This is a genomic window from Chitinophaga solisilvae (genome assembly GCF_009928525.1).
GTDB classification, from domain to species: domain Bacteria; phylum Bacteroidota; class Bacteroidia; order Chitinophagales; family Chitinophagaceae; genus Chitinophaga; species Chitinophaga solisilvae.
Genome location: NZ_JAABOK010000001.1, coordinates 129976 through 156152, shown reverse-complemented (window position 1 = coordinate 156152; position 26177 = coordinate 129976). Strand labels below are relative to the sequence as shown.

The following is a 26177-nucleotide window of genomic DNA, read 5'->3' as shown; positions in this document are numbered from 1 at the left end:
TATTTGAGATGCTGCCGCCAGCTGTATCACCGGCGGCAGCTGTGTTATACCTTGAATTTGTGCAGCCAGGAAGCTACCTGCGCAGCGAGGGCCAGCGCATGGTCGCCACTTACGAGCGAGTCATGATCGCCGGGAACAGTGATGTGCTGTGCAGCGGCATAGGCATCCCATCCCAGGCTGCCACTGTTTTCTTCCCACGGTGTTGCTGCGGCTTTCACTACCAGCAGGGTCGACTGTATGCTGCCTGCTACGGTGTATTCCAGGTGGGCATTGCTGACAACCAGATCGAGCACCCGCAGGATGAACGGCGCGTAGTTTTTCTTACTACCGATGTTGTTCATTATTATGGTGTTGATGGCCGGCATCATACTTTCCCTGTCTGCCAGCAACAGCGCATCTTTCAGTTCATTTACCCATACCGGATAAGGCTGTGTGATAATGCCTCCCAGCTCAAACACAAGCATCGCAAGTTTAAACAGCACTTCGCCGTTGTTTTCGTTTCTGTGGAAAGAGCTGTCCGTAGTAATGTCCTTGTCGAGTATAATGCCCGTCTGCACAGTTTCTCCGGCCGCTTCGAGCTGCCTGGTCATTTCATACAGTACAATACCGCCGAGCGAGTGACCTATAAAGCGGTAAGGTCCCGCAGGCTGTATCTGTTTCATCCGGGAGATATTCAGCGCAGCGATTTCCTTCAGGTCTGTCAGCGGCGCCTCTCCTTCCAGCACGCCTGGCATCTGGATGCCATACAATGCGCAGGTATTGTTCAATGCCTGTCCCAGCACGCTGTACACCTCGCTGACACCGGCAGCTCCGGGCAGCATGAATACAGGGAAGGCGGCAGGGCCTTCATTCAGTGCTACGATATGTTCCGGCGCTTTGACGGCAGCTTCTTCATCACGTTCCTGCAAAGCGGCTGCCAGCGTGGCAATGGTAGGATAACTGAAAATGTCCTTCACCTGTGCTTTCAATCCCAGCTCTTTCTTCATGATGGAGATGAGTCCGATCACCAGCAGGGAAAGCCCGCCCAGCTCAAAGAAATTATCGTTTATACCTACCCGTGATATGCCCAGCATATCCTGCCAGATGACGGCCATCCTGGCTTCCAGCTCATTGCGCGGCGCTATATAGGCTGTAGCGAGCAAAGCGGTAGCATCGGGGTCCGGCAATGCTTTCCTGTCTATTTTGCCGTTAGGCGTGAGCGGCATTTCATCCAGCGTGATGAAGAAAGACGGAATCATGTATTCCGGCAATATGCCTTTGAGCCAGGTGCTCATCGCTTCCCGGTCAAATTCCGGTCTGACTACCAGATAGGCCACCAGTCGCCTGTTACCACCGGCATCTGCTTTTACCACTACTGCGGCCTGTTCTATGGCATCGTATTGCGGGAGTACATTTTCAATCTCTCCCAGCTCTATGCGGAAGCCTCTTACCTTCACCTGGTCGTCTATACGTCCCAGGAATTCAATATTGCCGTCAGGCAGCCAGCGTCCGAGATCACCGGTGCGGTACATGCGTTCTCCGGGATGGAAAGGGTTTTCTATGAATTTCTGCGCAGTAAGTTCAGGACGGTTCAGGTAGCCTCTGGCTACACCTATGCCTGCTACACAGATTTCGCCGGTAACTCCTGCGGGGCACAGTTTCATATCATGACTGAATACGTATATGCGCAGGTTCTGCACAGGACTGCCCAGCGGCACATTGATCTGTGCCGGCGCAGCGGTCATAATGTAGTGGCAGATATCGTCGGAGGCTTCGGTAGGGCCATATGCATTTACTACAGGAATACGTCCGAATGCGGGATGTGCAAACCACTGCACCAGCAGCGGCTGGCTGACCGCTTCTCCGGTTACCAGCAGGTATTGCAGCTGCTGCAGCGTGGAGGTGATATTTTCCCGCAGGAGGGCTGCCAGATAGGAAGGCACCAGCTCCAGAATGGTTACGCCGTCGCGCTCCACCTGCTCCAGCAGTGCGGCCGGCTGCAGTACTAACTGTGAGGAATATACGACGGTTGTACCTCCGCCCATCAGGGCAGAGAACATCTGCCAGACGGATATATCAAATGTATAGGAAGCGGTAAAGGCAACTATACTTTTACTGTTGAGATGCAGGTCATTGATTTTTGCATAGAGATGATTGAGCATACCGGCATGTTCTACCATTACGCCTTTCGGCTGTCCGGTGGAACCGGAAGTATAGATTACATACGCCAGATCTTCCGGTTGCGCCACTTGCGCCGGTAATGTATTCTGGCAGGCATCGATGACAGCGGCATCTTCATCCAGTAAAATAATATGTACGCCGGGGTCACTCTTTATACTGGCGCTTAATGCGCTGGTGGTGATCACCAGCGTAGCCGCAGTATCTTTCAGGAGATAGGCGATACGCTCTGCCGGGTAGCTGGTATCTACCGGTACGTAGGCAGCGCCGGCCCTCATAACACCCAGGATGGCTACTATCATGCCGGCTGACTTCTCCAGGCAAAGCGGTATCAGCGTATCTTTTCCGGCGCCCTTGCTGCGCAGATAGGCAGCCAGCTGTGCTGATTGCTTTTCCAGCTCGCGGTAGGATAATTTTTCGTTTCCGGCGATCACTGCTGTGGCATCCGGCGTACGGGCGGCCTGTTCGGCAAAAAGGTCTGTAAGCGTTTTCTCATGCGGGTAAGCAACTGTCTTATTGTTGAAGGTTACCAGCAGCTGCGTGACCTCGGCGGCCGTCAGCAGATCAGCTTCTTTCCAGTGCTTTATCTTACCGGTAGTCAGCTGCTGCAGTACCTGCCTGAAATGTCCCATCATCATCTCTACACAGGCTGTATCCAGCAGGTCATCGTTATAAATGAACAGCAGGCTGGTTTCTCTGCCGGTAATTACATTGATGGTAAGCGGGTAATTGGTTTGCGGATGCAGCACCAGGTCGCTTACTTCCAGCGCTACTTCCCGCTGCATATCCGCTTCGCTTACCGGGTAGTTCTGGAAAACGATGGAAGTGTCAAAGAAGTCGCCTTTGATATTCGTCCACCGCTGAATATCATTCAGTGTGGTATACTGATATTCCCTGCTTTCCAGTTGTGCGGCCTGCATGCCTCCCAGCCATTCCACGATATCTTTATTTTCATCTATGCTGATATGCAGCGGAAGTGTATTCACATACAGCCCTACTTTTGTTTCAACACCGGGCAGGTCTTCCGGACGGCCGGATACGGTAACCCCGTAGATGACGTTCCGGCGGCCGGTGTAGCGGTATAACAGGTACGCCCATACGCCCTGCATCACGGAGTTGACGGTCAGGCGCTGCCGCTGTGCATAGCTGGTAATGGCGGCTGTAGTTACTGCATCGAGCTGCAATACCGCTTCCTTCATGCCGATGCCCTTGTTGCGCTCTGCGGTAGCTCCGATGAATGGCAGCAGGCAACCTTCTTCGGCCCCCGCCAGGTACTGACGCCAGTACCCGGCTATCTGTTCCTTGTCTCTCCGTTCTATATAACGGATAAAATCTTCATAGCGGTCTACCGGCAACGGTGCTACGCTTTTACCCGCAATCAGCAGTTCGTAATTGGCGAGCAGTTCGCTCAGCATAACGGGCAGCGACCATCCGTCTATGATAATATGATGGAAGCTCCACAACATCCGGTAGCGGTCATCTGCAACCCTGATGAGGCAGATACGTGTCAGCGGTGCTGTTTTGAGATCAAATCCACGACGGCGGTCTGCATACTCATAGGCGCTGATAGCCTCTTCCTGTGCGGCCGGCGGCATATGGCGATAGTCCAGCAGGGTGGCTGCCGGCAGCACTTCTTTATATACGCATTGTACCGGAGCAGCAAATTCATCATGATGGAAAGCAGTTCTCAGGATGCTGTGCTGCCGGATGAGCAGCTGCCAGCTTTCGATAAAGGCTTCCGGCTGCAGCGATAGCAGGTCGCAGGTCAGCTGCTCTGTAAAGGCTCCCTGTGCGGCATACAGGTCATGGAATAACATGCCTTCCTGCAGGCTGCCCAGCCGGTATACGCTTTCCATCTGCGTTCTTCTGGGCGCACCCTGGTAGGTTTCATCCAGGAAACGATCCAGCTCGGATACCGTTACGATGCCATTCAGACCATAATCTGCCGGTGTGAAGGCGGCAGTTTCCCTGCCTGCGCAATGTGTAATCAGCCCTTGCAGATAGTGGATATACAGGGCTGATAAACGTTCTACAGAGGAGACATCGTAGTGTTTGCTGCTGTAACTCCAGTCGAGATACAGCTCTCCACCCTGAATCATGGTATTGACAGTAATTTTATCTGACACAGGGTAATCATCTCCCAGACTTGCGCCAGCCGCTTCTGCAGCCATTCCCAGCACTCCTTCCCTGCCGACCATATTATCGAGCTGTCCGAGGTAGTTGAAGACAATATTCCACGGATCCTGCTGCTGCAGGGTTGCTGCTTTACTGATGTACTTCAGCACGCCATAGCCGATACCTTTATCCGGAATGCTCCTGAGCTGCTCTTTTACAGATTTGAGCTGATAGCCAGGATCCTCTGCGGAAGCAGTTTTCAGCAACACCGGATACAGATTGGTGAACCAGCCAACCGTGCGGCTGGTATCCAGCCCTGGTTGTATATCTTCACGCCCATGTCCTTCCAGTCCTATTACCACATGCGGTATCTTCCCCCATTCACAGAGGGCCATAGTCAATGCACACAGCAGTACATCGTTGATTTCGGTATGATAAGCCCGCGGTACTTCCTGTAATAACCGCTGTGTATCATGATGACTGAGCTTCGCCACCAATGTGCCGGAGTCCCGCAGCGTAAGCGGCTCTTCATACTGATAATCCACCGTCAGCGGTGCATAATGCTCCGTTACATTACTCCAGTAGGCGTGTTGTGCGGCGGCTGATCTGCGCTGACCATAAGCCTCCAGCGCAGTATACCACTGGCGGTATGAAGCTGCTTTGCTGCCCAGTACCGCAGAAGCCGGAAGATCAGGTTGTGCCAGCAGTAATCCCAGGTCTTCCACCAGTATACGCCAGGAGATTCCATCCACAGCCAAATGATGCACCACCAGCAGCAGCCGGTTGTGTGACTCTTCCTGCGGCGTCAGGAATAATACTGCACGGAATATAATTCCCTGTTGTATATCCAGACTACGCTGCGTCTGCTCTCCGTATTGCTTTATGGCAGCTGACAGCTCTCCCGCTCCCAGCCCCCGGAGATCTATTATTTCCGGAATGCCTTCCTGCACGCCATAGTACTGCTCCCATCCATTGGCTGTTTTGCTGTAGGTAAAACGCAGGGCGTCATGATACCCTGTCAGCTGACGGATAGCAGCTGATACGGCTGCTTCAGCGGTATCTTTTGCAACCGTTAAAAGCAGGTGCTGATTAAAGTGAGATACCGACGGATTATTCATGTCAAAATACCACTGCTGTATCGGTATCAGGCCGCTGTTACCGGAGAGGTAACCTTCTTCAGCTACAAGCGCCGTATGTTTTCTTTCTCCCAGCAACGCCGCCAGCCGGGCGATGGTCTGATGCACAAACAGGTCTTTAGGCTGCAATTCGTAGCCTTCGCGCTTGGCTCTTCTCACTACCTGTATGGTGATGATGGAATCGCCTCCCAGCTCGAAGAAATTATCGTATATGCCTACCCGTTGTACCCGCAGCAGCTCTTCCCAGATTCCCGCCAATGCCTGTTCGGCTGCGGTACGCGGCGCTACATAACCGGTAGTCTGCAGCAGGCTGATATCCGCTTCCGGTAACTGCTTCTTATCTACCTTACCATTGCTGGTCATGGGCAGCTTATCCAGCGGCACCCACAATGCGGGCGACATGTATTCCGGTAAACGGCTCTTCAGGTAAGCAATCAGCGGCTCCTTATCAAATGTACCTTCCGGCACTACGTAACCAACCAGCTGTTTGTTACCGCGGTCATCGGATTTGACGACGACCACGGATTGTTTCACCAGCCCGCTTTGCTGCAGTACGCTTTCTATCTCACCCAGTTCAATACGGTATCCTCTTATCTTCACCTGGTCGTCTATACGGCCCAGGTATTCGATGTTGCCATCGGGCAGCCACCGCGCCAGATCGCCGCTGCGATAGATCCGTGTATTTATTTCTCCCGCAATACGATACTGCACAAACTTCTCTGCTGTCAGTTCCGGCCGGTGCAGATAACCTGCTGCCAGGCTTTCCCCGCTGATGCAAAGCTCTCCGGCTACGCCCACGGGGCTGAGCTGCCCCGCAGCATTCAATATATAAATTCGTGTATGGCTTACCGGTATACCTATCGGCGGTGCAGCTTCGCTGCTTTCCGTTAATACGTAGCTGGTGGTAACCACACTGTTTTCTGTAGGTCCGTAGTTATTGACGATGGTATAGTCTATCCCTTCCAGGCTCAGCGCAGGCAGCTTGTCTCCGCCTGCCAGCAGGTATTGCAGCGCTAAACGGCGGTTCCGTGTAGCTGCTACAAATTCAGGAATTAAGATAGTTGACAGGAAGCTGTGGGTGATGCCCGCTTCGCTGTAATAATCAGCCAGACCCGATGGCGACAGCCGCTGTTCATCGCTCAGGATGTAGAGCGTTGCTCCGGCGCTCAGCGATGGCCATACTTCCCAGCCAAATGCATCGAAACCGATGCCTGCAGCGGCCGTTGTCCGGCTGCCGGCTGTCAGCGCATAACGCTCCAGGTGCCAGCCCGCCAGGTTGGATAAACCACGGTGAGGAATCTGTACGCCTTTGGGCAGCCCGGTTGAACCGGAGGTATAGATCACATAGCATAACTGATCCAGTGTAACGCTACCGGATGGCACTGTGCCAGGATATGCGCCGGACAAGGCTTCCCGGTTGTCTGCATCAATCAGCTCCACGCCTGGTAAATCCGGCAATGCCTCCAGCACGCGCCGGTTGCTGATCAGCAAACGGGCGGCGGTATCAGACAGCATATAGGCGATACGTTCCGCCGGATAGCCAGGATCTATGGGAACATAAGCTCCGCCGGCCTTCAGCACGGCCAGCATGCTCACGATAATACCTGCGGAGCGGTCCTGGCATACCGGTACCAGCGTACCCGCAGCCACGCCCCTGCTGCGCAGGTAATGCGCAAAGCGGGAAGACTGCTCATCCAGCTGATGATAAGTCAGGACCGTATCTCCTGCTACTACCGCTGGCGCTGTCGCGCGCGCGCTTACCCGTGCCGCAAAATAGTCCAGCACCGTTTGTGACGGCAAGGCGGAAATATCGTGCGCATTGAAAGTATCTAACAGCTGATGGCGTTCATCTGCAGAAAAAATATCTATCTCTCCGAAAGTCAGTGTATCCGCGCTGATCATCTGTTCCAGCACGGTACGGAAATGTCCGGCAATCATGCTGGCATACACAGGCCCCAGCGAACTGCCGTAATTGAAGTTAATGGCAATCTGCGCGCCGGCAACAATAATGATGGTAAGCGGATAGTTACTATGCTCTTCCGCCGAAACGCTTTCTACCTGTAGCTTCCAGGGCTGCGCATCCAGCGCTTCACTTACCGGATAGTTTTCAAATACGAGGATACTGTCGAACAGATCTCCGGTAATGCCGGTCAGCCGCTGTATTTCAGTCAGACTCGTATACTGGTACTCGCGGCTTTGCAGCTGCTCGCCCTGTATTTGCTGTAAGGCAGCGCTTACGTTCTGCGACAGATCTATGCGTGCGTGCATCGGCAGGGTATTGATGTACATACCCACTGCATTTTCCACACCCGGCAGGTTTTCCGGACGACCAGATACCACTGCACCGAAAACATTGTTGTGACGGCCGGTATAGCGATATAACAGGTACGACCACACGCCCTGCATCAGGGTATTAACGGTAACCCGCTGCTGTTGTGCATAGCGGTTTAATTTTGCGGTAAACTCCGTATCAAAGCGCAGGGTTTCATCACCATAAGCGGACTGCATCTTTGTACGGCCAGCTGCCGATCCGATGAAAGGCAGCAGGCTGGCCTCTTCCAGGCCATCCAGGTACTTACGCCAGTAACCCGTGGCTTCTTCCTTATCCTGTTGTTCTATGTAACGGATATAATCTTCATAGCGGTCTGCCGCCACAACGGGCAAGGGTTTTCCTGCAATCAGCAATTCATAGGCTGTCAGCAGTTCTTCCAGCAATACCGGCATAGACCATCCGTCTATCAATATATGATGATGACTCCACAGGAAGTAATAACGATCGTCTTCCAGTTGTATCAGCGCTATCTTCATCAGCGGCGCCTGCGCAAAATCAAAACCTGCGGCACTGTCTATCTTCAGATAATCACTGATCATCTGCTGCTGCTCATCACTGGCAAATTTCCGGTAGTCCAGCCTGGCGACAGGTATTTCCACCTGCTGGTACACACATTGCACCGGCACGCCAAATACATCATGATAAAAACCACTGCGAAGAATACTGTGACGCTCTACCAGGTAATCCCAGCTTTGAAGGAAAGCCTTGATATCAGGGGCTATCAGCTCACAGGTAAATTGCTTGTTATAGGTTTGGGCATCTTTCTCATACAGACTATGAAACAACATGCCTTCCTGCAAACCGCTCAGACGGGATATACTCTCCACCTGCGCACGGCGCGGTTCGCCGTTGTAGTCCGCATCCAGGAACGCATCCAGCTCCTCATAGCTGATCTCTGCTCCCAGGTTGTAATCTGAAGGCGTGAACACCGGCGTGGTCACCGCCACGCAATGCGTAATCAGGCGTTCCAGCTGCTGCAGGTACTGGGCTGACAAGGCTGCGATCGTATCTGCCGTAAAGTGGCGGCTGCTGTAGCTCCAGGTCAGTTGCAGGACTCCGCCCTCTATCAGGCTGTTCACCGACAACAATTCTCTCACCGGATGACTAACGCCAACGGATATACCCGAAGATTCTGCAGCGCCCGATAAAAGACCCTCTTCTGCTGTCCTGACGAGGTTATCCAGCTGGCCCAGGTAGTTAAATTCTACTTCCCACGGATCTGTGCCCTGCAGGGAAGCTATCCTATTTAAATATTTCAGCACCCCGTAGCCAAGGCCCTTGTCCGGTATCTGACGCAGCTGCTCTTTCAGGGATTTCAGCTGTGACCCGATGTCCTTACCTTCCGGCACTGACAACGCTACCGGGTACAGGCTTGTGAACCAGCCTACCGTACGGCTGATGTCTGTGCCCTTTACGATGTCTTCACGCCCGTGACCTTCCAGACCTATCACCACCTGTGCGTGTTCATTCCATTGGCTCAGCGTCAGTGCCAGCGACGACAGCAACAGGTCGTTGATGTCTGTATGATAGGCACGCGGCGCTTCCTGCAACAGCTGACGTGTCAGTGCGCTTTCCAGCGACGCCGTATGCTGCTGCATGTCTTTGCTGGTTAGGATACCAGCCCACTGATGGTCCGTACGTAACGGATGACGGAACTCTACTGCGCGTTCCCAGTAGCTGCGCTGCTGCTGTATCTTATCACGCTGACCGTAATCAGACAAGGCGCGGTGCCATTCCCGGTAGGAAGCTGTTTTGTAAGATGGTAACGACTGCGATTTCAGCAACTGCTCCAGGTCTTCCAGCAGAATACGCCAGGAGACACCATCTACGGCCAGGTGATGAATAATCAGCAGTAACCGGTTATGTGATGCATACGACGGTGTTTCTATCAGCACCGCACGGAACAACAGACCAGCGCTGATATCCAGGCTGGCCTGGTATTGGTTATTATGAGAGATAACAGCGTTTTCAAAATCTGCTTCCGCTACGGCGCGCAGATCTGTTATGTCCAGCGTAGCCTGCCGGTCGCTGTAGTACTGCTCCCAGCCTCCTTCTGCAGAACGGTATGCAAAGCGGAGCGCATCATGGGTGGCCGTCAGCCTGCCAACAACGGCCGCTAACGTGGACGCAGCTACGCTTTTATCTACCGACAGCAGCACGCTCTGGTTGTAGTGGGATAACGACGGACTGTTACTTTCAAAGTAATGCTGCTGAATCGGCAGCAGGCCGCTGCTACCTTCCAGTATGCCCTGTTCCCCGGAGGCTGCCGTATGCCCGTCCGCCGACAGCCGGGCGGCCAGCGCTTCTATCGTCTGGTGCGTGAAGAGGTCGCGGGGATGCAGGCTGTAGCCCGCACGCCGCACCCGGCTCACCACCTGTATCGTAATGATGGAGTCGCCTCCCAGTTCAAAGAAATTATCGTATATGCCTATACGTGATATATTCAGCAGATCCTGCCAGATGCCCGCCAGCAACGTTTCCCGGTCATTGCGCGGGGCCACGTAGTTGCTGGTCTGCAGCGAAGAGGTATCCGGGTCCGGCAGCGCCTTGCGGTCTATCTTACCATTACCCGTCAGCGGCAGTTGCTCCATCGCCACAAATACCGCCGGCACCATGTATTCCGGCAGGCGGCTCTTCAGCCATCCCACAACGGGTTCGCGGTCAAATACGTTTACTGCCACCACATAGGCCACCAGTCGTTTGTTGCCATCGCCGTCGGTCTTCACCACAACGACCGCCTGATCTATCTCCGGATGCTGCTGTAATACATTTTCAATCTCACCCAGTTCTATACGGAAACCACGGATCTTCACCTGGTCGTCTATACGCCCCAGGTATTCGATGTTGCCATCGGGCAGCCAGCGCCCAAGATCGCCGGTGCGGTACATACGGCTGCCCGCAGCACCGTAAGGGTCCTGCACAAAACGGCTGGCAGTCAGCTCCGCACGGTTCAGGTAACCACGCGATACGCCGATACCTGCTACGCAGATTTCTCCCGGCACGCCCACAGGGCACAGCTGATCGCCGGCAGACAATACATAGATGCGCATATTCTGCACTGGCGCACCTACCGGCACATTAATCCGGGATGGCGTTTCCCGCATCACATAATGACAGATATCATCCGAGGCCTCCGTAGGTCCGTAAGCGTTAACCACCGGAATACGGCCGTAGGCCGGATGGGCAAACCATTTCGCCAGTACAGGCTGACTTACCGCTTCGCCTGTTACCAGCAGGTAGCGCAGCTGCTGCAGCTGTGCCGGTATGTTTTCCTGCAGCACTGCCGCCAGGTAGGAAGGCACCAGCTCCAGGATGGTTACACCGTCAGCTTCTACAGCCTCCATCAGCTGAGATGGCTGCAGGATGCGGTCGGAAGAATATATTACAGTGGTGCCGCCGCAAAGCAGGGCGGCCAGCAGCTGCCACACCGAAATATCGAAGGTATAGGAAGCCGTGAAGGCAATCACACTATCGGCCGTAACCTGCAGGTCATTGATTTTGGCGTAGAGGTGATTGAGCATGCCGGCATGTTCTACCATCACTCCCTTAGGCTTACCTGTGGAGCCGGAAGTATAGATGATGTACGACAGGTTATCAGGGCCGGCTACAATAGCCGGCAATTCCGCAGCACGCCGCCGGATCACGTCCCGGTCAGTATCCAGTAAAACTGTATCTGTCCCTGCAAAAGCAGCGATGCGGTCTTTGATATCGCGGGTAGTAACTACGATAGCAGCGCGGGTATCTTCCAGCATAAAGCTGATACGGTCTTCCGGATATGCCGGATCAATGGGCACATATGCGCCGCCGGCTTTCATGATACCCAGGATGGCCACGGCCATTTCTGCGGAGCGGTCAAGGCATACCGGTACCGGCATATCGGCGGTAACGCCTTTGCTGCGCAGGTAGCGGGCCAGCTGGCTGGTATATTCATCCAGTTCCTGATAGGTATATACCTTATCTTCAAAAACAATCGCAGGAGCGGCAGGAGTAAGCTGCGCCTGTTTAGCGAACAGGCTTACCGCTGTTTCCTCATGCGGATATACCGTAGCCGTATTATTAAATGTCTCCAGTAACTGTTCTCTTTCTTTACCGGTGAGCAGGTCAATATCTGCCAGTACACCGGTTTCATGTATCAGCAGCTGTTGCAGCACCTGTTCAAGGTGAGCGGCAATGGCCGCTACATAATCATCTTCCAGGAGACTGCTGTTATAGCTGAAAAGCACGCCGATCTCTTCTCCTGCAGAAACAATAAGGCTGAGCGGGTAGTTGGTCTGCTCGCGCATAACGGCATTTTCCAGTTGCAGATGCTCAGCAGATCCGGACAGTACTTTACTTACCGGGTAGTTTTCAAATACCAGCAGGCTGTCGAACAGATCTCCGTCTACGGTAGCCCAGCGCTGGATAATATTCAGCGGTGTATGCTGATATTCCCTGCTCTGCAACTGGCTCATCTGCAATGCCTGCAGCCATTGTACAATGCCTGCGGAGCTATCTACAGCAGTATACAGGGGCAGTGTATTAATATAGAGTCCTATGGCGCGTTCTACGCCTGGCAGATCTTCCGGCCGGCCGGAAACGGTTACGCCATAAACCACCTCTGCACGCCCGGTGTAACGGTATAACAGGTATGCCCACACGCCCTGCATGAGTGTGTTCACCGTGAGGCGATGCCGCTGGGCAAAACGGGAAAGTTGTCCGGTGGTGGTAGCATTTACGCGCAACGGCCACTGGCGGTACTCTCCCAGGCCCTTGGTGCGGTCTGCCGTTGTGCTGATAAAAGGGAGCAGGCAACCTTCGCTGAGTCCTTTCAGGTAGCCGCGCCAGTATAATTCCTCTTCTTCCTTATCCCTCCGCTCTGTATAGCGGATGTATGTCTCATAGCTGTCTTTTGCAATCTCCGGCAGCGGATGCCCTGCTACCAGTGCTTCATATACCAGCAGCAGCTTTTCGAGCAATACCGGTGTTGACCATCCGTCGAGCAAAATATGATGGAAGCTCCAGATCAGTTTATAGCGGTTCTCTGCCAGCTGCATCAGCGTGATGCGCATCAGCGGGGCCTGTGTAAAGTCAAATCCTTTCTGCCTGGTATCCGCTTCATACAAGGCAATAGCCTGCTGTTGCGCAGTGGCGTCCAGCTCCCGGTAGTCCAGTATCGTAACGGGCAGATCTGCCTTACGGTACACACATTGCACCGGCACGGAAAATACATCGTAGTAAAATCCGCTTCTCAGAATACCATGCTGCGCTACCAGGTATTCCCAGCTTTGCAGAAAGGCGGTTACATTCAGGTCTGTCAGCTCGCCGGCAAACTGCTCTACGTAAGCGCTGGCCTTTCCGTCGTAGATGCTATGGAACAACATCCCTTCCTGCAGGCCGCTTAAACGGTACATGCTTTCGAGTGTAGTGCGGCGTGGCGCGCCGTGGAAGTCTTCTTCCAGGAATCTGTCCAGTTCCGCTACTGACAAGGATTTACCGAGATTAAAATCTGAAGGCGTATAAGTTGCATAGGCGCGTGCAGCACAATGGCTGATGAGCGACTCCAGGTGCGAGAGATAGGCAGCAGCCAGCTGCGTTACGCCTTCCTGTGTGAAGTGCCGGTTGCTGTACGTCCAGGTGAGCGTCAGCACGCCGCCCTGCACGATGCTGTTCACGGAGAGCAGCTCCCTTACCGGATATTCCTCATGGATGGCCGCGCCGGTGTGTTCTCTGCTATCATCTTCTCCGGTAGCATTTTCTGCTGCATTATCTGCCTGTCCCAGGTAGTTGAAGATAATATCCCAGGGATCGCGCGACTGCAGGGAAGGCGCTTTGCTGATATATTTCAGTACGCCGTAACCGATACCTTTATCAGGTGTCTGACGCAGTTGTTCTTTAATATTTTTCAGCAGATACCCGGTATCTGTTGTCTGAGCAACCTCCAGCAGTACAGGATACAGGCTGGTAAACCATCCTACCGTACGGCTGACATCCATTCCCTGCTGAATATCCTCACGTCCGTGGCCTTCCAGGCCGATAGAGACTTTGCGGCTGCCGTTCCAGGAAGATAGGGTAAGCGCGAGGGCACATAACAGCAGATCATTGATTTCCGTATGATAGGCGCGCGGTACTTCCTGCAGCAGGCGACGGGTAGCAGCGCGGTCCAGACTCACCGTATGGTTACGTGTATCCGCTACCGTTATAACATCATCATTTGTCAGTTCTGTTTTCAGCGGTGTATATGCTGCAACAATTTTTTCCCAGTACCCCTGCTGATCCAGCAGGCGGCGGCGCTGGCTGTAGCTGTCCAATGCGGCGCTCCACTGCCGGTAAGAACTGCTTTTGTTACCCAGCAGGGCTTCAACAGGCTGATGGGCATGTTGCAGCAAAAGTCCCAGGTCTTCCAGCAGGATACGCCATGATACGCCGTCTACCGCCAGGTGGTGGCAGACAAGCAACAACCTGTGCTGCTGCACGGTAGCGGGTGTCAGGAAAAGTACTGCCCGGAAAACCCTGCCCTGTAAGATATCCAGGCTGCGCTGCACCTGATCGCTGGCGGTGGCTATAACTGCTGATACCAGCAGCGGATCATGCTGCTGCAGATCAATCACCTCCAGTTCCCCGGCGGCAGTTCCATATACCTGTTCCCAGCCCTGAGCGCCAGGGGTATAGGTAAAGCGGAGCGCGTCATGATACTGCACCAGCTGCGTTACAGCGGCTGCCAGCAGTTCCCGTGATATATCCTTTCCGATATTGAGCAGTACCTGCTGATTGAAATGCGAAGGTTGCGGTCCGGTTGATGCAAAGAACCACTGCTGAATCGGCAACAACGCGGCAGCGCCTCCCAGCCGGCCCTGTTCGGCAGACACGGCGCTGCTCTTCCTGGCCTGCAACAGCGCAGCGAGCTTATCTACTGTCTGATAAATAAATAAATCTTTAGGCTGCAGTTCATATCCGGCACGTTTTGCGCGGCTCACCACCTGAATGGTGACAATAGAATCTCCCCCCAGCTCAAAGAAATTATCGTGTATCCCTACCCGTGATACCCCCAGCAATTCCTGCCATATACCTGCCAGCGCCTGTTCTACAGGGTTACGGGGCGCCTGGTATACGGTGTTGAATACAATGGCAGCGCCGGGTTCCGGCAATGCTTTTTTATCTGTCTTACCATTGGGCGTGAGCGGAATTTCCTCCAGCGGCACCCACAGCGCCGGCACCATATACTCCGGCAAACGGCTCTTGAGGAATAGGATAATACCTTCCCTGTCAAATGCTCCGGCAGGAACAATATATCCTACCAGACGCCTGTTCCCGGAAGGATCCGGCTTTGCCAGCACCACCGCCTGATTCACGAGATCGCATTGTTCCAGCACATTTTCAATTTCTCCCAGTTCAATACGGTAGCCTCTTATCTTCACCTGGTCGTCCATGCGGCCGAGGTACTCTACGCTGCCATCCGGCAGCCAGCGGGCGAGGTCGCCGGTTTTATACAGCCGTGCGCCCGGTGTCTGGCTGAAAGGATCGGTAATAAATCTTTCGGCAGTAAGATCCGGACGATTCAGGTAACCACGGGCGACCTGTATGCCGCCGATATGCAGCTCACCGATAACACCCTGCGGCACTACATTCCGGTTGGCATCCAGTATATAAAGACGGGTATTGGCAACCGGTTTTCCGATAGGCACTATTTCCAGTCCGGCAGTATCTTCCGGCGCCTGCCAGTAGCTCACTTCGATGGCCGCTTCCGTAGGCCCGTAGAAGTTATACATGGCTACATCCGGGAATGCTGTTCTGAAAGCAATCACCTGATGAGGCCCCAGCGCTTCGCCACTGCATACTATGCGGCGCAACGTGTCGCTCTTCCATCCTGCGGCTGTTTCCAGGAAGGCGTCCAGCATCAGCGGCACAAAATGTATGGTGGTGATGCCGTACCGGGCTATTACGTTTTTAATATAACCTGCGTCCTTCTGCCCTTCGGCCTGCGCGAATACCAGTCTTGCTCCGGCAATAAGTGCACCGAAAAGTTCCCAGATGGAAACATCAAAACAGAAAGTGGTTTTCTGCAGCAATACATCGCTGCTGTTCAGCTGCAGATAATCCTGCCCCCATTCCAGGCGGTTAACGATACCGCTGTGCTGATTCATAACACCTTTGGGAATACCGGTGGAGCCGGAGGTATAAATGACGTAAGCGAGGTTTGTGGCAGTCAGGCTGGTGCTCACAGCTCCTTTCGCATGTGCGCCGATCTCCTGCCAGTCTTTATCCAGCACTATCACCTGCTGGTGATCTGCCAGCGGCGGCAGTTTGGCTTTGCTGATACTGTCGGTAACAATCAGGTTGGCAGCGGTGTCTGTCAGGATATAACTGATACGCTCTGCAGGGTATTCCGGATCGATAGGCACATAAGCCCCGCCGGCCTTCAGAATACCGAGTATGCCGACCATCATCTCCAGTGATCTGCCCAGACAAATGGGTACCAGTGTTTCTGTGACGACTCCTTTTACGGAGAGGTAATGCGCCAGTTGATTGGCGCGTTCATCCAGGGCTTTATAGGTCAGCGACTGCTCTTCAAATACAATGGCAATGGCATCCGGTGTACGTGCTACCTGCGCGGTAAACAAATCCACCATTGTAGTGCCTTCCGTATGCGGATAATCAGCAGCAGTAATATTAAATGTTTGCAGCAGCAGTTCTTCTTCCGGAGCTGTCAGCATCTTCAGCTCTCCTATTCTGCCGGAAGGCGCCTCCGCTATCTGCTGCAGCAGCTGCACAAAATGTGTGGTCATACGGGAGATAGTGGCCTCTCCGTACAGATCGGTACTGTATTCTATAGCGCCGGTGATACACCCGTCTTCCCCCTCGCGCATGGTGAGCGTAAAGTCAAACTGCACTTTCGTATGTTCCAGCGGTTCCGGTAACAGCGCTACGTTTTTAAATGACAGCGCCGGCGCTTCCGGCACATTGAGCAGCGCGAAAGATACCTGGAACAGCGGGTTACGGCTCAGGTCACGTTCTTTCACAACAGCATCCACAATTTTTTCCAGCGGCACATCCTGGTGCTGATAAGCGCTGAGCGTAGTATCTTTTACCTGTTGCAATAATGTTTCAAAGGAAGGATTGTCTGACAGGTCACTGCGCAATGCCAACGTGTTCACAAAGAAGCCTACCAGTCCTTCTACTTCCTGCAGGGTTCTGCCGGCGGTAGGCGTACCTACGCAGATATCGTCCTGCCCTGTATAACGGTACAACAGTACCTTAAAGGCTGTCAGCAACGTCATAAATAAAGTTGCGTCGTAGCGGCGCGACAATGCCTGCAATGCACCCGACAGTGTACTGTTTACTGTGAAGCTGCTTACCGCGCCGCCGGAACCGGTAATCGCCGGCCGTTGATAATCTGCCGGCAGGTACAGGGTAGCCACGCCACCCAGTTTTTGCTTCCAGTAATCCAGCTGCTGCTGCATAGCCGGCGAAGCAAACTGCCCGCGTTGCCAGACAGCATAATCTGCGTATTGAATGTCCAGGGCCGGTAATGTAGACTCCCGGCCTTCTATGGCTGCGTTGTAAAATTCAATCAGCTCCTTTACGATAATACCGCCGGACCATCCGTCGGAGGCGATGTGGTGCATCACTACCGTCAGCACAAATTCTTCTTCCCCCAGCACAATCAGACTGGCCCGCAACATGTAGTCGGCGGATAAATCGAACGGTGCATCTACCAGCTCTCTGATGCCGGCATGTAAAGCGGCGGCATCTTTCCGGTAGATGTGATCATCTGCGACTGTCAGCTTCCAGTGCCCGCGGGGTTTTATCTGCTGATATGCCCTTCCGTCTTCTCCGGTGATGACTGTACGTAATACTTCATGCCGGTCAACAATAGCCCCCAGCGCCGTTTCCAGCGCCGGCACGCTTAACTGCCCGCGAAGCCTTAATACAGTGGGCAGATGATACTGCGTACTGCCTTCCAGCTGATCTATAAACCATAGGCGCTCCTGGCTGGAGGAAAGTGGCAGGCGGTCATCGCCGTTCCTGGGAACAGCCGTTATTCTGATAGCATCTGCTGCCACGGCGGCGGCGCTGTGCTTTTTAAAGTAGGCGATGATATGTTCCTTCTTCAGCTTCAGCTCGTCCATCAGGCTGCTGTCTACTACCTGGTCTTTCTTCATTTTGATCTTCAGGCGGTCATCATCCAGGGTTATTCTGATGCCCACATCGTTTGCTTTGCTCAGGAGTTCTACTATATCGATCAGATTAAAATCAGACATACTTTTCAGTTTATTTATTGAGGCACTTATTTTATAATTCTATGGTACTGGAGTCATCATCATCGAGGTCATCATGATGAAGCCTGATATATTTGGCCAGCGCATCGATGGTAGTCAGCTCAAACAGGGTCCTCACCGGCACTTCTACCTGCAGCGTTTTGCGCAGGGCAGCAATCATCCGCATGACCTGCAGGGAATGACCGCCCATTTCAAAGAAACTATCGTGAACGCCTACACGCCCTACACTGAGCAGATCCTGCCAGATAGCTGCCAGCGCAGTTTCTGTTTCATTGCGCGGCGCTACGTATGCATTCGCTGATAACGCGGCGGCATCCGGTTCCGGCAATGCCTGTTTGTCTATCTTACCGTTACCTGTCAGCGGCAGCTTGTCCAGCACCACCCACCAGCCGGGAACCATGTACTCCGGCAGGCGTGTTTTCAGGAAGGCGGTCAGGGCATCGCGGTCGTAGTTGTCTGCGGGTACGATATACCCGATAAGACGTTTATTGCCTTTATCGTCGGCACGCGCCAGCACCACATTACGGGCTGCCAGGCCACTCTGTTCAATGGCGTGTTCTATCTCACCCAGCTCTATACGGTAGCCGCGCACCTTCACCTGGTCATCATTACGGCCTACGTATACGATGTTGCCATCCGGCAGCAGCCGGCAGATATCACCGGTTTTATACATCCGCCCTTCCGCCACAAACGGATCAGGCAGGAAGCTGGCAGCCGTTTGTTCCGGACGGTTCAGGTAACCTCTCGCTACCTGTACACCGCCGATGTACAGCTCGCCGGCTATGCCTGCAGGCACCGGCCGCAGTTCGTTGTCCAGCAGATATATGGGAGTATTGCCCAGCGCGCGGCCAACAGGCACGCCTTCTTCCTGCGATGCACCGGGTACATACAGATATTCCAGCGAGGTGACCGTAGTTTCCGTAGGGCCATACTCGTTATAGAAGGGAACGTAGCGGCTCCATTTCTCTGCCAGCGAGGACGGGCAGTATTCGCCTCCGGAGATAACCCGCTTCAGCTGATATTTACCTGCTGTCAGCGTTTCCAGGAAGCCGGGGGTAGCATGCAGGTGCGTGATGCCTTCGTGTTGCAGCAATGTTTCCAGTGCCGCAGGATCCAGGCGGGTGGCTTCATCCAGCAGCACCAGCGTAGCGCCGTTGAACAAGGCCAGGAAAATCTGTTCTACGGAAGCATCGAAATTATAGTTGGAAAACTGGAGGATCTTCTCGGTATGATCTATGCCAAACTTAGCTCCCTGGCAGGCTACCAGGTTCACCACGCTGCCGTGTTCTACCAGCACACCTTTCGGCAGACCCGTGGAACCGGAGGTATAGATCACATAGGCCAGCGATGACGGATGCCGGGGCACTGATGGCGCCGTATCGGGATAAGCCGCATACAATGCGGTATCATCTGCCTGTATAACCGTTATATCAGTGGCCGGTAACAGCGGCGCGCTCTGAGCGCTGCTGAGTATGATGGTGGCCGAAGTATCAGACAGCAGGTAAGCAATACGTTCTGCCGGATAATCCGGATGCACCGGCACATAGGCTGCGCCAGCCTTCAGCACTGCCAGCATGCTCACAATCATTTCCGGAGAGCGTTCTATGAACAGCGGCACCAGTGTGTCTGCACCTGCGCCTTTGCTGCGCAGGTAATGCGCCAGCCGGTTGGATCGGGTATCCAGCTCCGCATAGGTCATCCGGCGGTTGTTGTGAATGACGGCGGCAGATGAGGCTGACTGCTGCGCCTGTGCTTCAAACAGATCCGTCAGGGTTTTATCTGCCGGATAAGGGAAAGCATTTTCATTGATTGTTCTCAGCAGATAAGTCTGTTCTGCTGTTGTCAGTATCTCTATACTGTTCAGCGTATCATTTTCTTTCTCTGCCATTTGCAGCAAGGCGGTTCTGAAATGCCCGGCTATGGCCGTAATAGCAGCTGTATGCAGGAGATCACTGTTATAGCTGAAACTGATATGTATATCTTTTCCTGCGCCTACCACAAGACTCAGCGGGTAGTTACCCTGTTCGTGCATGTGCACACTTTCTGCCTGCAGTTTCCATTTCTGTCCGTGCAGCACTTTATCTACCGGGTAATTTTCGAAGATCAGCACACTGTCAAACAGTTCACCGGTAAGATGATTCCATCTGCTGATGTCGTTCAGGGTGGTATACTGATATTCGCGGCTGCTGACCTGGTCTGCCTGTATACCCTGCAGCCATGCGGCTACCGGCAGGTCTGTATCCAGATTGGCGCGCAGTGGCAGTGTATTGATATACAGCCCCACGCGTTGTTCCACACCGGTAATATCATCCGGGCGGCCGGAAACGATAACCCCATACGCAACATCCTTACGGCCGGTGTACCGGTATAACAGGTACGCCCACACGCCCTGCATCAATGTATTCAGGGTGATATGATTCCGCTGTGCGAAGCGTGCCAGTACTGCTGTAGTGGCAACATCCATACGCAGATCTTCCGTCCTGAACACACCGATACCCTTGTTACGCTCTTCGGTAGCAGCAATAAACGGCAGCATAACTGCACCTTCAAATCCACCGATATACCTGCGCCAGTAAGCAGCAGCTTCTTCCCTATCTTTTCTTTCTATATACCGGATATAATCTTCGTAGCGGTCTTCCGGCACTACTGGCAACGGCTGTTCCGTTATCAGCTGTTCATACACATGCAGCAGTTCTCCGAGCAAAGCGGCCAGGGACCAGCCATCCAGCAATACATGGTGATATGTCCAGCAGAAAGTATAACGGTTGCTGTCTGTACGTATCAGCGAGATGCGCAGCAATGGCGCAGCTGCCAGGAGGAAAGGCTTCAGCCGCTCTGCCTGCATATAGGCAGCAATGGCTGCCTGCTGTTCTCCGGGCAGCATATGACTATAGTCCATTATAGCCACAGGTAGCTGCACACCACGGTACACCGCCTGTACCGGAATATTAAATACGTTATGATAAAATCCGCTCCGCAGAATACTATGCTGCTGTAACAGGTACTCCCAGCTGCGGATAAATGTTTTGGGTTCCAGTCCGGACATCACCGCACTGAACTGTTCTATGTAAGCGCCGGCCTCATTGTCATACAAGCTATGGAACAACATACCTTCCTGCAAACCGCTCAGGCGGGATATGCTCTCCACCTGCGCACGGCGCGGTTCGCCGTTGTAGTCCGCATCCAGGAACGCATCCAGCTCCTCATAGCTGATCTCTGCTCCCAGGTTATAATCTGAAGGCGTGAACACCGGCGTGGTCACCGCCACGCAATGCGTAATCAGGCGTTCCAGCTGCTGCAGGTACTGGGCTGACAAGGTTGCGATCGTATCCGCCGTAAAGTGGCGGCTGCTGTAGCTCCAGGTCAGTTGCAGGACTCCGCCCTCTATCAGGCTGTTCACCGACAACAACTCTCTCACCGGATGACTAACGCCAACGGATATACCCGAAGATTCTGCTGCGCCTGATAACAGGCCGTCTTCTGCTGTCCTGACGAGGTTATCCAGCTGACCCAGGTAGTTAAATTCTACTTCCCACGGATCTGTGCCCTGCAGGGAAGCTATCCTATTTAAATATTTCAGCACCCCGTAGCCAAGGCCCTTGTCCGGTATCTGACGCAGCTGCTCTTTCAGGGATTTCAGCTGTGATCCGATGTCCTTACCTTCCGGCACTGACAATGCTACCGGGTACAGGCTTGTGAACCAGCCTACCGTACGGCTGATGTCTGTGCCCTTTACGATGTCTTCACGCCCGTGACCTTCCAGGCCTATCACCACCTGGGCGTGTTCATTCCATTGGCTCAGCGTCAGCGCCAGCGACGACAGCAACAGGTCGTTGATGTCTGTATGATAGGCACGCGGCGCCTCCTGCAACAGCTGACGTGTCAGCGAGCTTTCCAGCGATGCCGTATGCTGCTGCATGTCTTTGCTGGTTAGGATACCATCCCACTGATGGTCCGTACGTAACGGATGACGGAACTCTACTGCGCGTTCCCAGTAGCTGCGCTGCTGCTGTATCTTATCACGCTGACCGTAATCAGACAAGGCGCGGTGCCATTCCCGGTAGGAAGCTGTTTTGTAAGATGGTAACGACTGCGATTTCAGCAACTGCTCCAGGTCTTCCAGCAGAATACGCCAGGAGACACCATCTACGGCCAGGTGATGAATAATCAGCAGTAACCGGTTATGTGATGCATACGACGGTGTTTCTATCAGCACCGCACGGAACAACAGACCAGCGCTGATATCCAGGCTGGCCTGGTATTGGTTATTATGAGAGATAATAGCGTTTTCAAAATCTGCTTCCGCTACGGCACGCAGATCTGTTATGTCCAGCGTTGCCTGCCGGTCGCTGTAGTACTGCTCCCAGCCCCCTTCTGCAGAACGGTATGCAAAGCGGAGCGCATCATGTGTGGCCGTCAGCCTGCCAACAACTGCCGCTAACGTGGACGCAGCTACGCTTTTATCTACCGACAGCAGCACGCTCTGGTTGTAGTGGGATAACGACGGACTATTACTTTCAAAGTAATGCTGCTGAATCGGCAGCAGGCCGCTGCTACCTTCCAGTATGCCCTGTTCCCCGGAGGCTGCCGTATGCCCGTCGGCCGACAGCCGGGCGGCCAGCGCCTCTATCGTCTGGTGCGTGAACAGGTCACGGGGATGCAGGCTGTAGCCCGCACGCCGCACCCGGCTCACCACCTGTATCGTAATGATGGAGTCGCCTCCCAGTTCAAAGAAATTATCGTATATGCCTATACGTGATATATTCAGCAGATCCTGCCAGATGCCCGCCAGCAACGTTTCCCGGTCATTGCGCGGGGCCACGTAGTTGCTGGTCTGCAGCGAAGAGGTATCCGGGTCCGGCAGCGCCTTGCGGTCTATCTTACCATTACCCGTCAGCGGCAGTTGTTCCATCGCCACAAATACCGCCGGCACCATGTATTCCGGCAGGCGGCTCTTCAGCCATCCCACAACGGGTTCGCGGTCAAATACGTTTACTGCCACCACATAGGCCACCAGGCGTTTGTTGCCATCGCCGTCGGTCTTCACCACAACGGCCGCCTGATCTATCTCCGGATGCTGCTGCAATACATTTTCAATCTCACCCAGTTCTATACGGAAACCACGGATCTTCACCTGGTCGTCTATACGCCCCAGGTATTCGATGTTGCCATCGGGCAGCCAGCGCCCAAGATCGCCGGTGCGGTACATACGGCTGCCCGCAGCACCGTAAGGGTCCTGCACAAAACGGCTGGCAGTCAGCTCCGCACGGTTCAGGTAACCACGCGATACGCCGATACCTGCTACGCAGATTTCTCCTGGCACACCCACAGGGCACAGCTGATCGCCGGCAGACAATACATAGATGCGCATATTCTGCACTGGCGCACCTACCGGCACATTAATCCGGGATGGCGTTTCCCGCATCACATAATGACAGATATCATCCGAGGCCTCCGTAGGTCCGTAAGCGTTAACCACCGGAATACGGCCGTAGGCCGGATGGGCAAACCATTTCGCCAGTACAGGCTGACTTACCGCTTCGCCTGTTACCAGCAGGTAGCGCAGCTGCTGCAGCTGTGCCGGTATGTTTTCCTGCAGCACTGCCGCCAGGTAGGAAGGCACCAGCTCCAGGATGGTTACACCGTCCGCTTCTACAGCCTCCATCAGCTGAGATGGCTGCAGGATGCGGTCGGAAGAATATATTACAGTGGTGCCGCCGCAAAGCAGGGCGGCCAGCAGCTGCCACACCGAAATATCGAAGGTATAGGAAGCCGTGAACGCAATCACACTATCGGCCGTGACCTGCAGGTCATTGATTTTGGCGTAGAGGTGATTGAGCATGCCGGCATGTTCTACCATCACTCCTTTAGGCTTACCTGTGGAGCCGGAAGTATAGATGATGTACGACAGGTTATCAGAGCCGGCTACTGCTGCAGGTGCGGTTACTGTACGCTTCTTAATCTGCTTCCAGTCGGTGTCCAGCAATACCGTATCTATCCCTGCAAAAGCAGCGATGCGGTCTTTGATATCGCTGGTAGTAACTACGATAGCAGCGCGGGTATCTTCCAGCATAAAGCTGATACGGTCTTCCGGATATGCCGGATCAATGGGCACATATGCGCCGCCGGCTTTCATGATACCCAGGATGGCCACGGCCATTTCTGCGGAGCGGTCCAGACAAACCGGTACCGGCATATCGGCGGTAACGCCTTTGCTGCGCAGGTAGCGGGCCAGCTGGTTGGTACGTTCATCCAGTTCCTGGTAAGTATATACTTTATCTTCAAAGATAATTGCAGGGATAGCAGCCCTGAGCTGCGCCTGTTTAGCGAACAGGCTTACCGCTGTTTCTTCATGCGGATATACCGTAGCCGTATTATTAAACACTTCCAGCAATTGCACCTGTTCTCCTTCCATCAGCATAGGCAGCTCGCCGAGGCTAGCCTCCGGCGCTGCGGTGATGGCATCCAGCAACTGTGTAAAGTGGCCGCTCAGCCGTTCGATGGTGGTAATATGATAAAGGTCTGTGCAGTAAGTAATGTAGCCGTTTAATACACCGTCTGTTTCCAGCAGGTTCACAGTGAAATCAAACTGCGAGGTAACAGCGCCGGTCAGTTCAGGAGTAGCCGTTATGTCTCCCAGCTTCAATGCCGGCAGTTCAGGTGTATTATGCAGTTCAAACATCACCTGGAAGAGCGGCGTATGACTCAGGTCCCTTGTTTTCACTACTGCTTCCACTACTTTTTCAAATGGCAGATCCTGGTGGTCATAGGCGTCCAGGGTTGTCTGCCGTACCTGTTCCAGGAATGCGGTAAACGGCATACTACGATCAGGATGGCTGCGGAGTGCGAGGGTGTTCACAAAGAAACCGATCAGCGCTTCCGTATCCTGTTGTCCCCTGCCGGCTACAGAACTGCCTACGCAGATGTCGTCCTGACCGCTGTATCTGGACAGCAACACCTTGAAAGCTGCCAGCAGCGTCATAAACAAAGTAGTGTCCTGTTTGCGGGAAAGAGCATATAATTTCGCCAGCAGTTCGTGGCCGATGGTAAACGCATGTGTTGCGCCGTTTTTGCTTTGCAGGGCCGGACGCTGGAAGTCCAGCGGCAATTGCAGCACTTCTGTTCCTGCCAGCTGCTGTTTCCAGTAGCCCAGCTGTTTTTCCAGGATGGCGGGCGACAGCTGCTCTCTTTGCCAGAGGGCGAAGTCCGCATATTGTACCGGCAACTCCGGCAGCTGCAGTTCCCGGCCGGCGGCGTAAGCCTCATACAATGCGGCCAGTTCCTTTACCAGAATGCTTAAAGACCATCCGTCAGCTGCAATGTGGTGCATGGTAAGTACCAGGATGAAGGTAGTATCATCCAGTAATATCAGGTGGGCACGTAACATCGGGTCTGCAGCCAGATCGAAAGGTGTCAGCAGCAGGCGGGCAATAAGCTCCTGCAAAGAGGAAGACTCCGGTGCAGCCGTGCGGCTGATTACCTGCAGCTGCCACAAGCCTTCTTCTTCTATATGCTGGCGGGCCTTTCCGTCTGCTTCCAGTATCACGGTGCGTAATACTTCATGCCTGTCAACAACACTGCGGAGCGCACGCTCCAGTGCGTCTGTGCTGAGATGCCCCTGCAGGCGCAGCGCTGCAGAAATATGATAATGGATGCTGCCTTCCAGCTGATCGATAAACCACAACCGTTCCTGGTTGAATGATAGCGGCAGCATGGCCGGTCTTTCTCTTCTTGTTATTTCTCTGCCGGCAGCAACGGGCGCCTGTTGTGCCAGGCAGGTGGCCAGTTCCGCTATGGTAGGATGACTGAACAGTGTTCTGACGGTCACCTCTGCCTGCAACATTTTACGGAGGGCTGCGATGAGACGCATGGCCAGCAATGAATGTCCGCCGAGTTCAAAGAAACTATCGTGAACGCCTATACGCGGTATCTGCAGCAGTTCCTGCCAGATATTTACCAGCAAAGCTTCTGTGGCATTCCGGGGCGCTACGTAATTACTATCTGTCAGGTGACTGGTATCAGGGTCCGGCAATGCCTTCCTGTCTATTTTGCCGTTAGGCGTCAGGGGTATTCTTTCTATGGATAACAGTACAGATGGCACCAGGTGCTCCGGCAGCGTAGCTTTCAGGTAAGCGGTGATGCCTTCCCTATCGAAAGTATCTTCCGGAATCACATAACCGA

At 53.8% G+C, this 26177-nt stretch carries 2 protein-coding genes (1 of these 2 running past the window's edge); both read right to left on the bottom strand.

Annotated features, from left to right (window positions below; translation table 11 throughout):
* Positions 1–44: 44 nt before the first annotated feature.
* On the bottom strand, positions 45–17978 hold the full coding sequence (locus GWG06_RS00435) for a non-ribosomal peptide synthetase (protein WP_160710767.1): 17934 nt from the start codon (positions 17976–17978) through the stop codon (positions 45–47).
* 31 nt (positions 17979–18009) lie between these two features.
* Positions 18010–26177, bottom strand: partial view of a non-ribosomal peptide synthase/polyketide synthase gene (locus GWG06_RS00430; protein ID WP_160710766.1) — the end only. The gene runs 25426 nt beyond the window's last position; only the last 8168 of its 33594 coding nucleotides appear in the window; the start codon falls outside the window, past its right edge; the stop codon is at positions 18010–18012.

Bases quoted from the DNA above. Each gene is read 5' to 3' on its own strand.
- GWG06_RS00435 (WP_160710767.1), bottom strand. From the start codon at position 17,978: ATGTCTGATTTTAATCTGATCGATATAGTAGAACTCCTGAGCAAAGCA.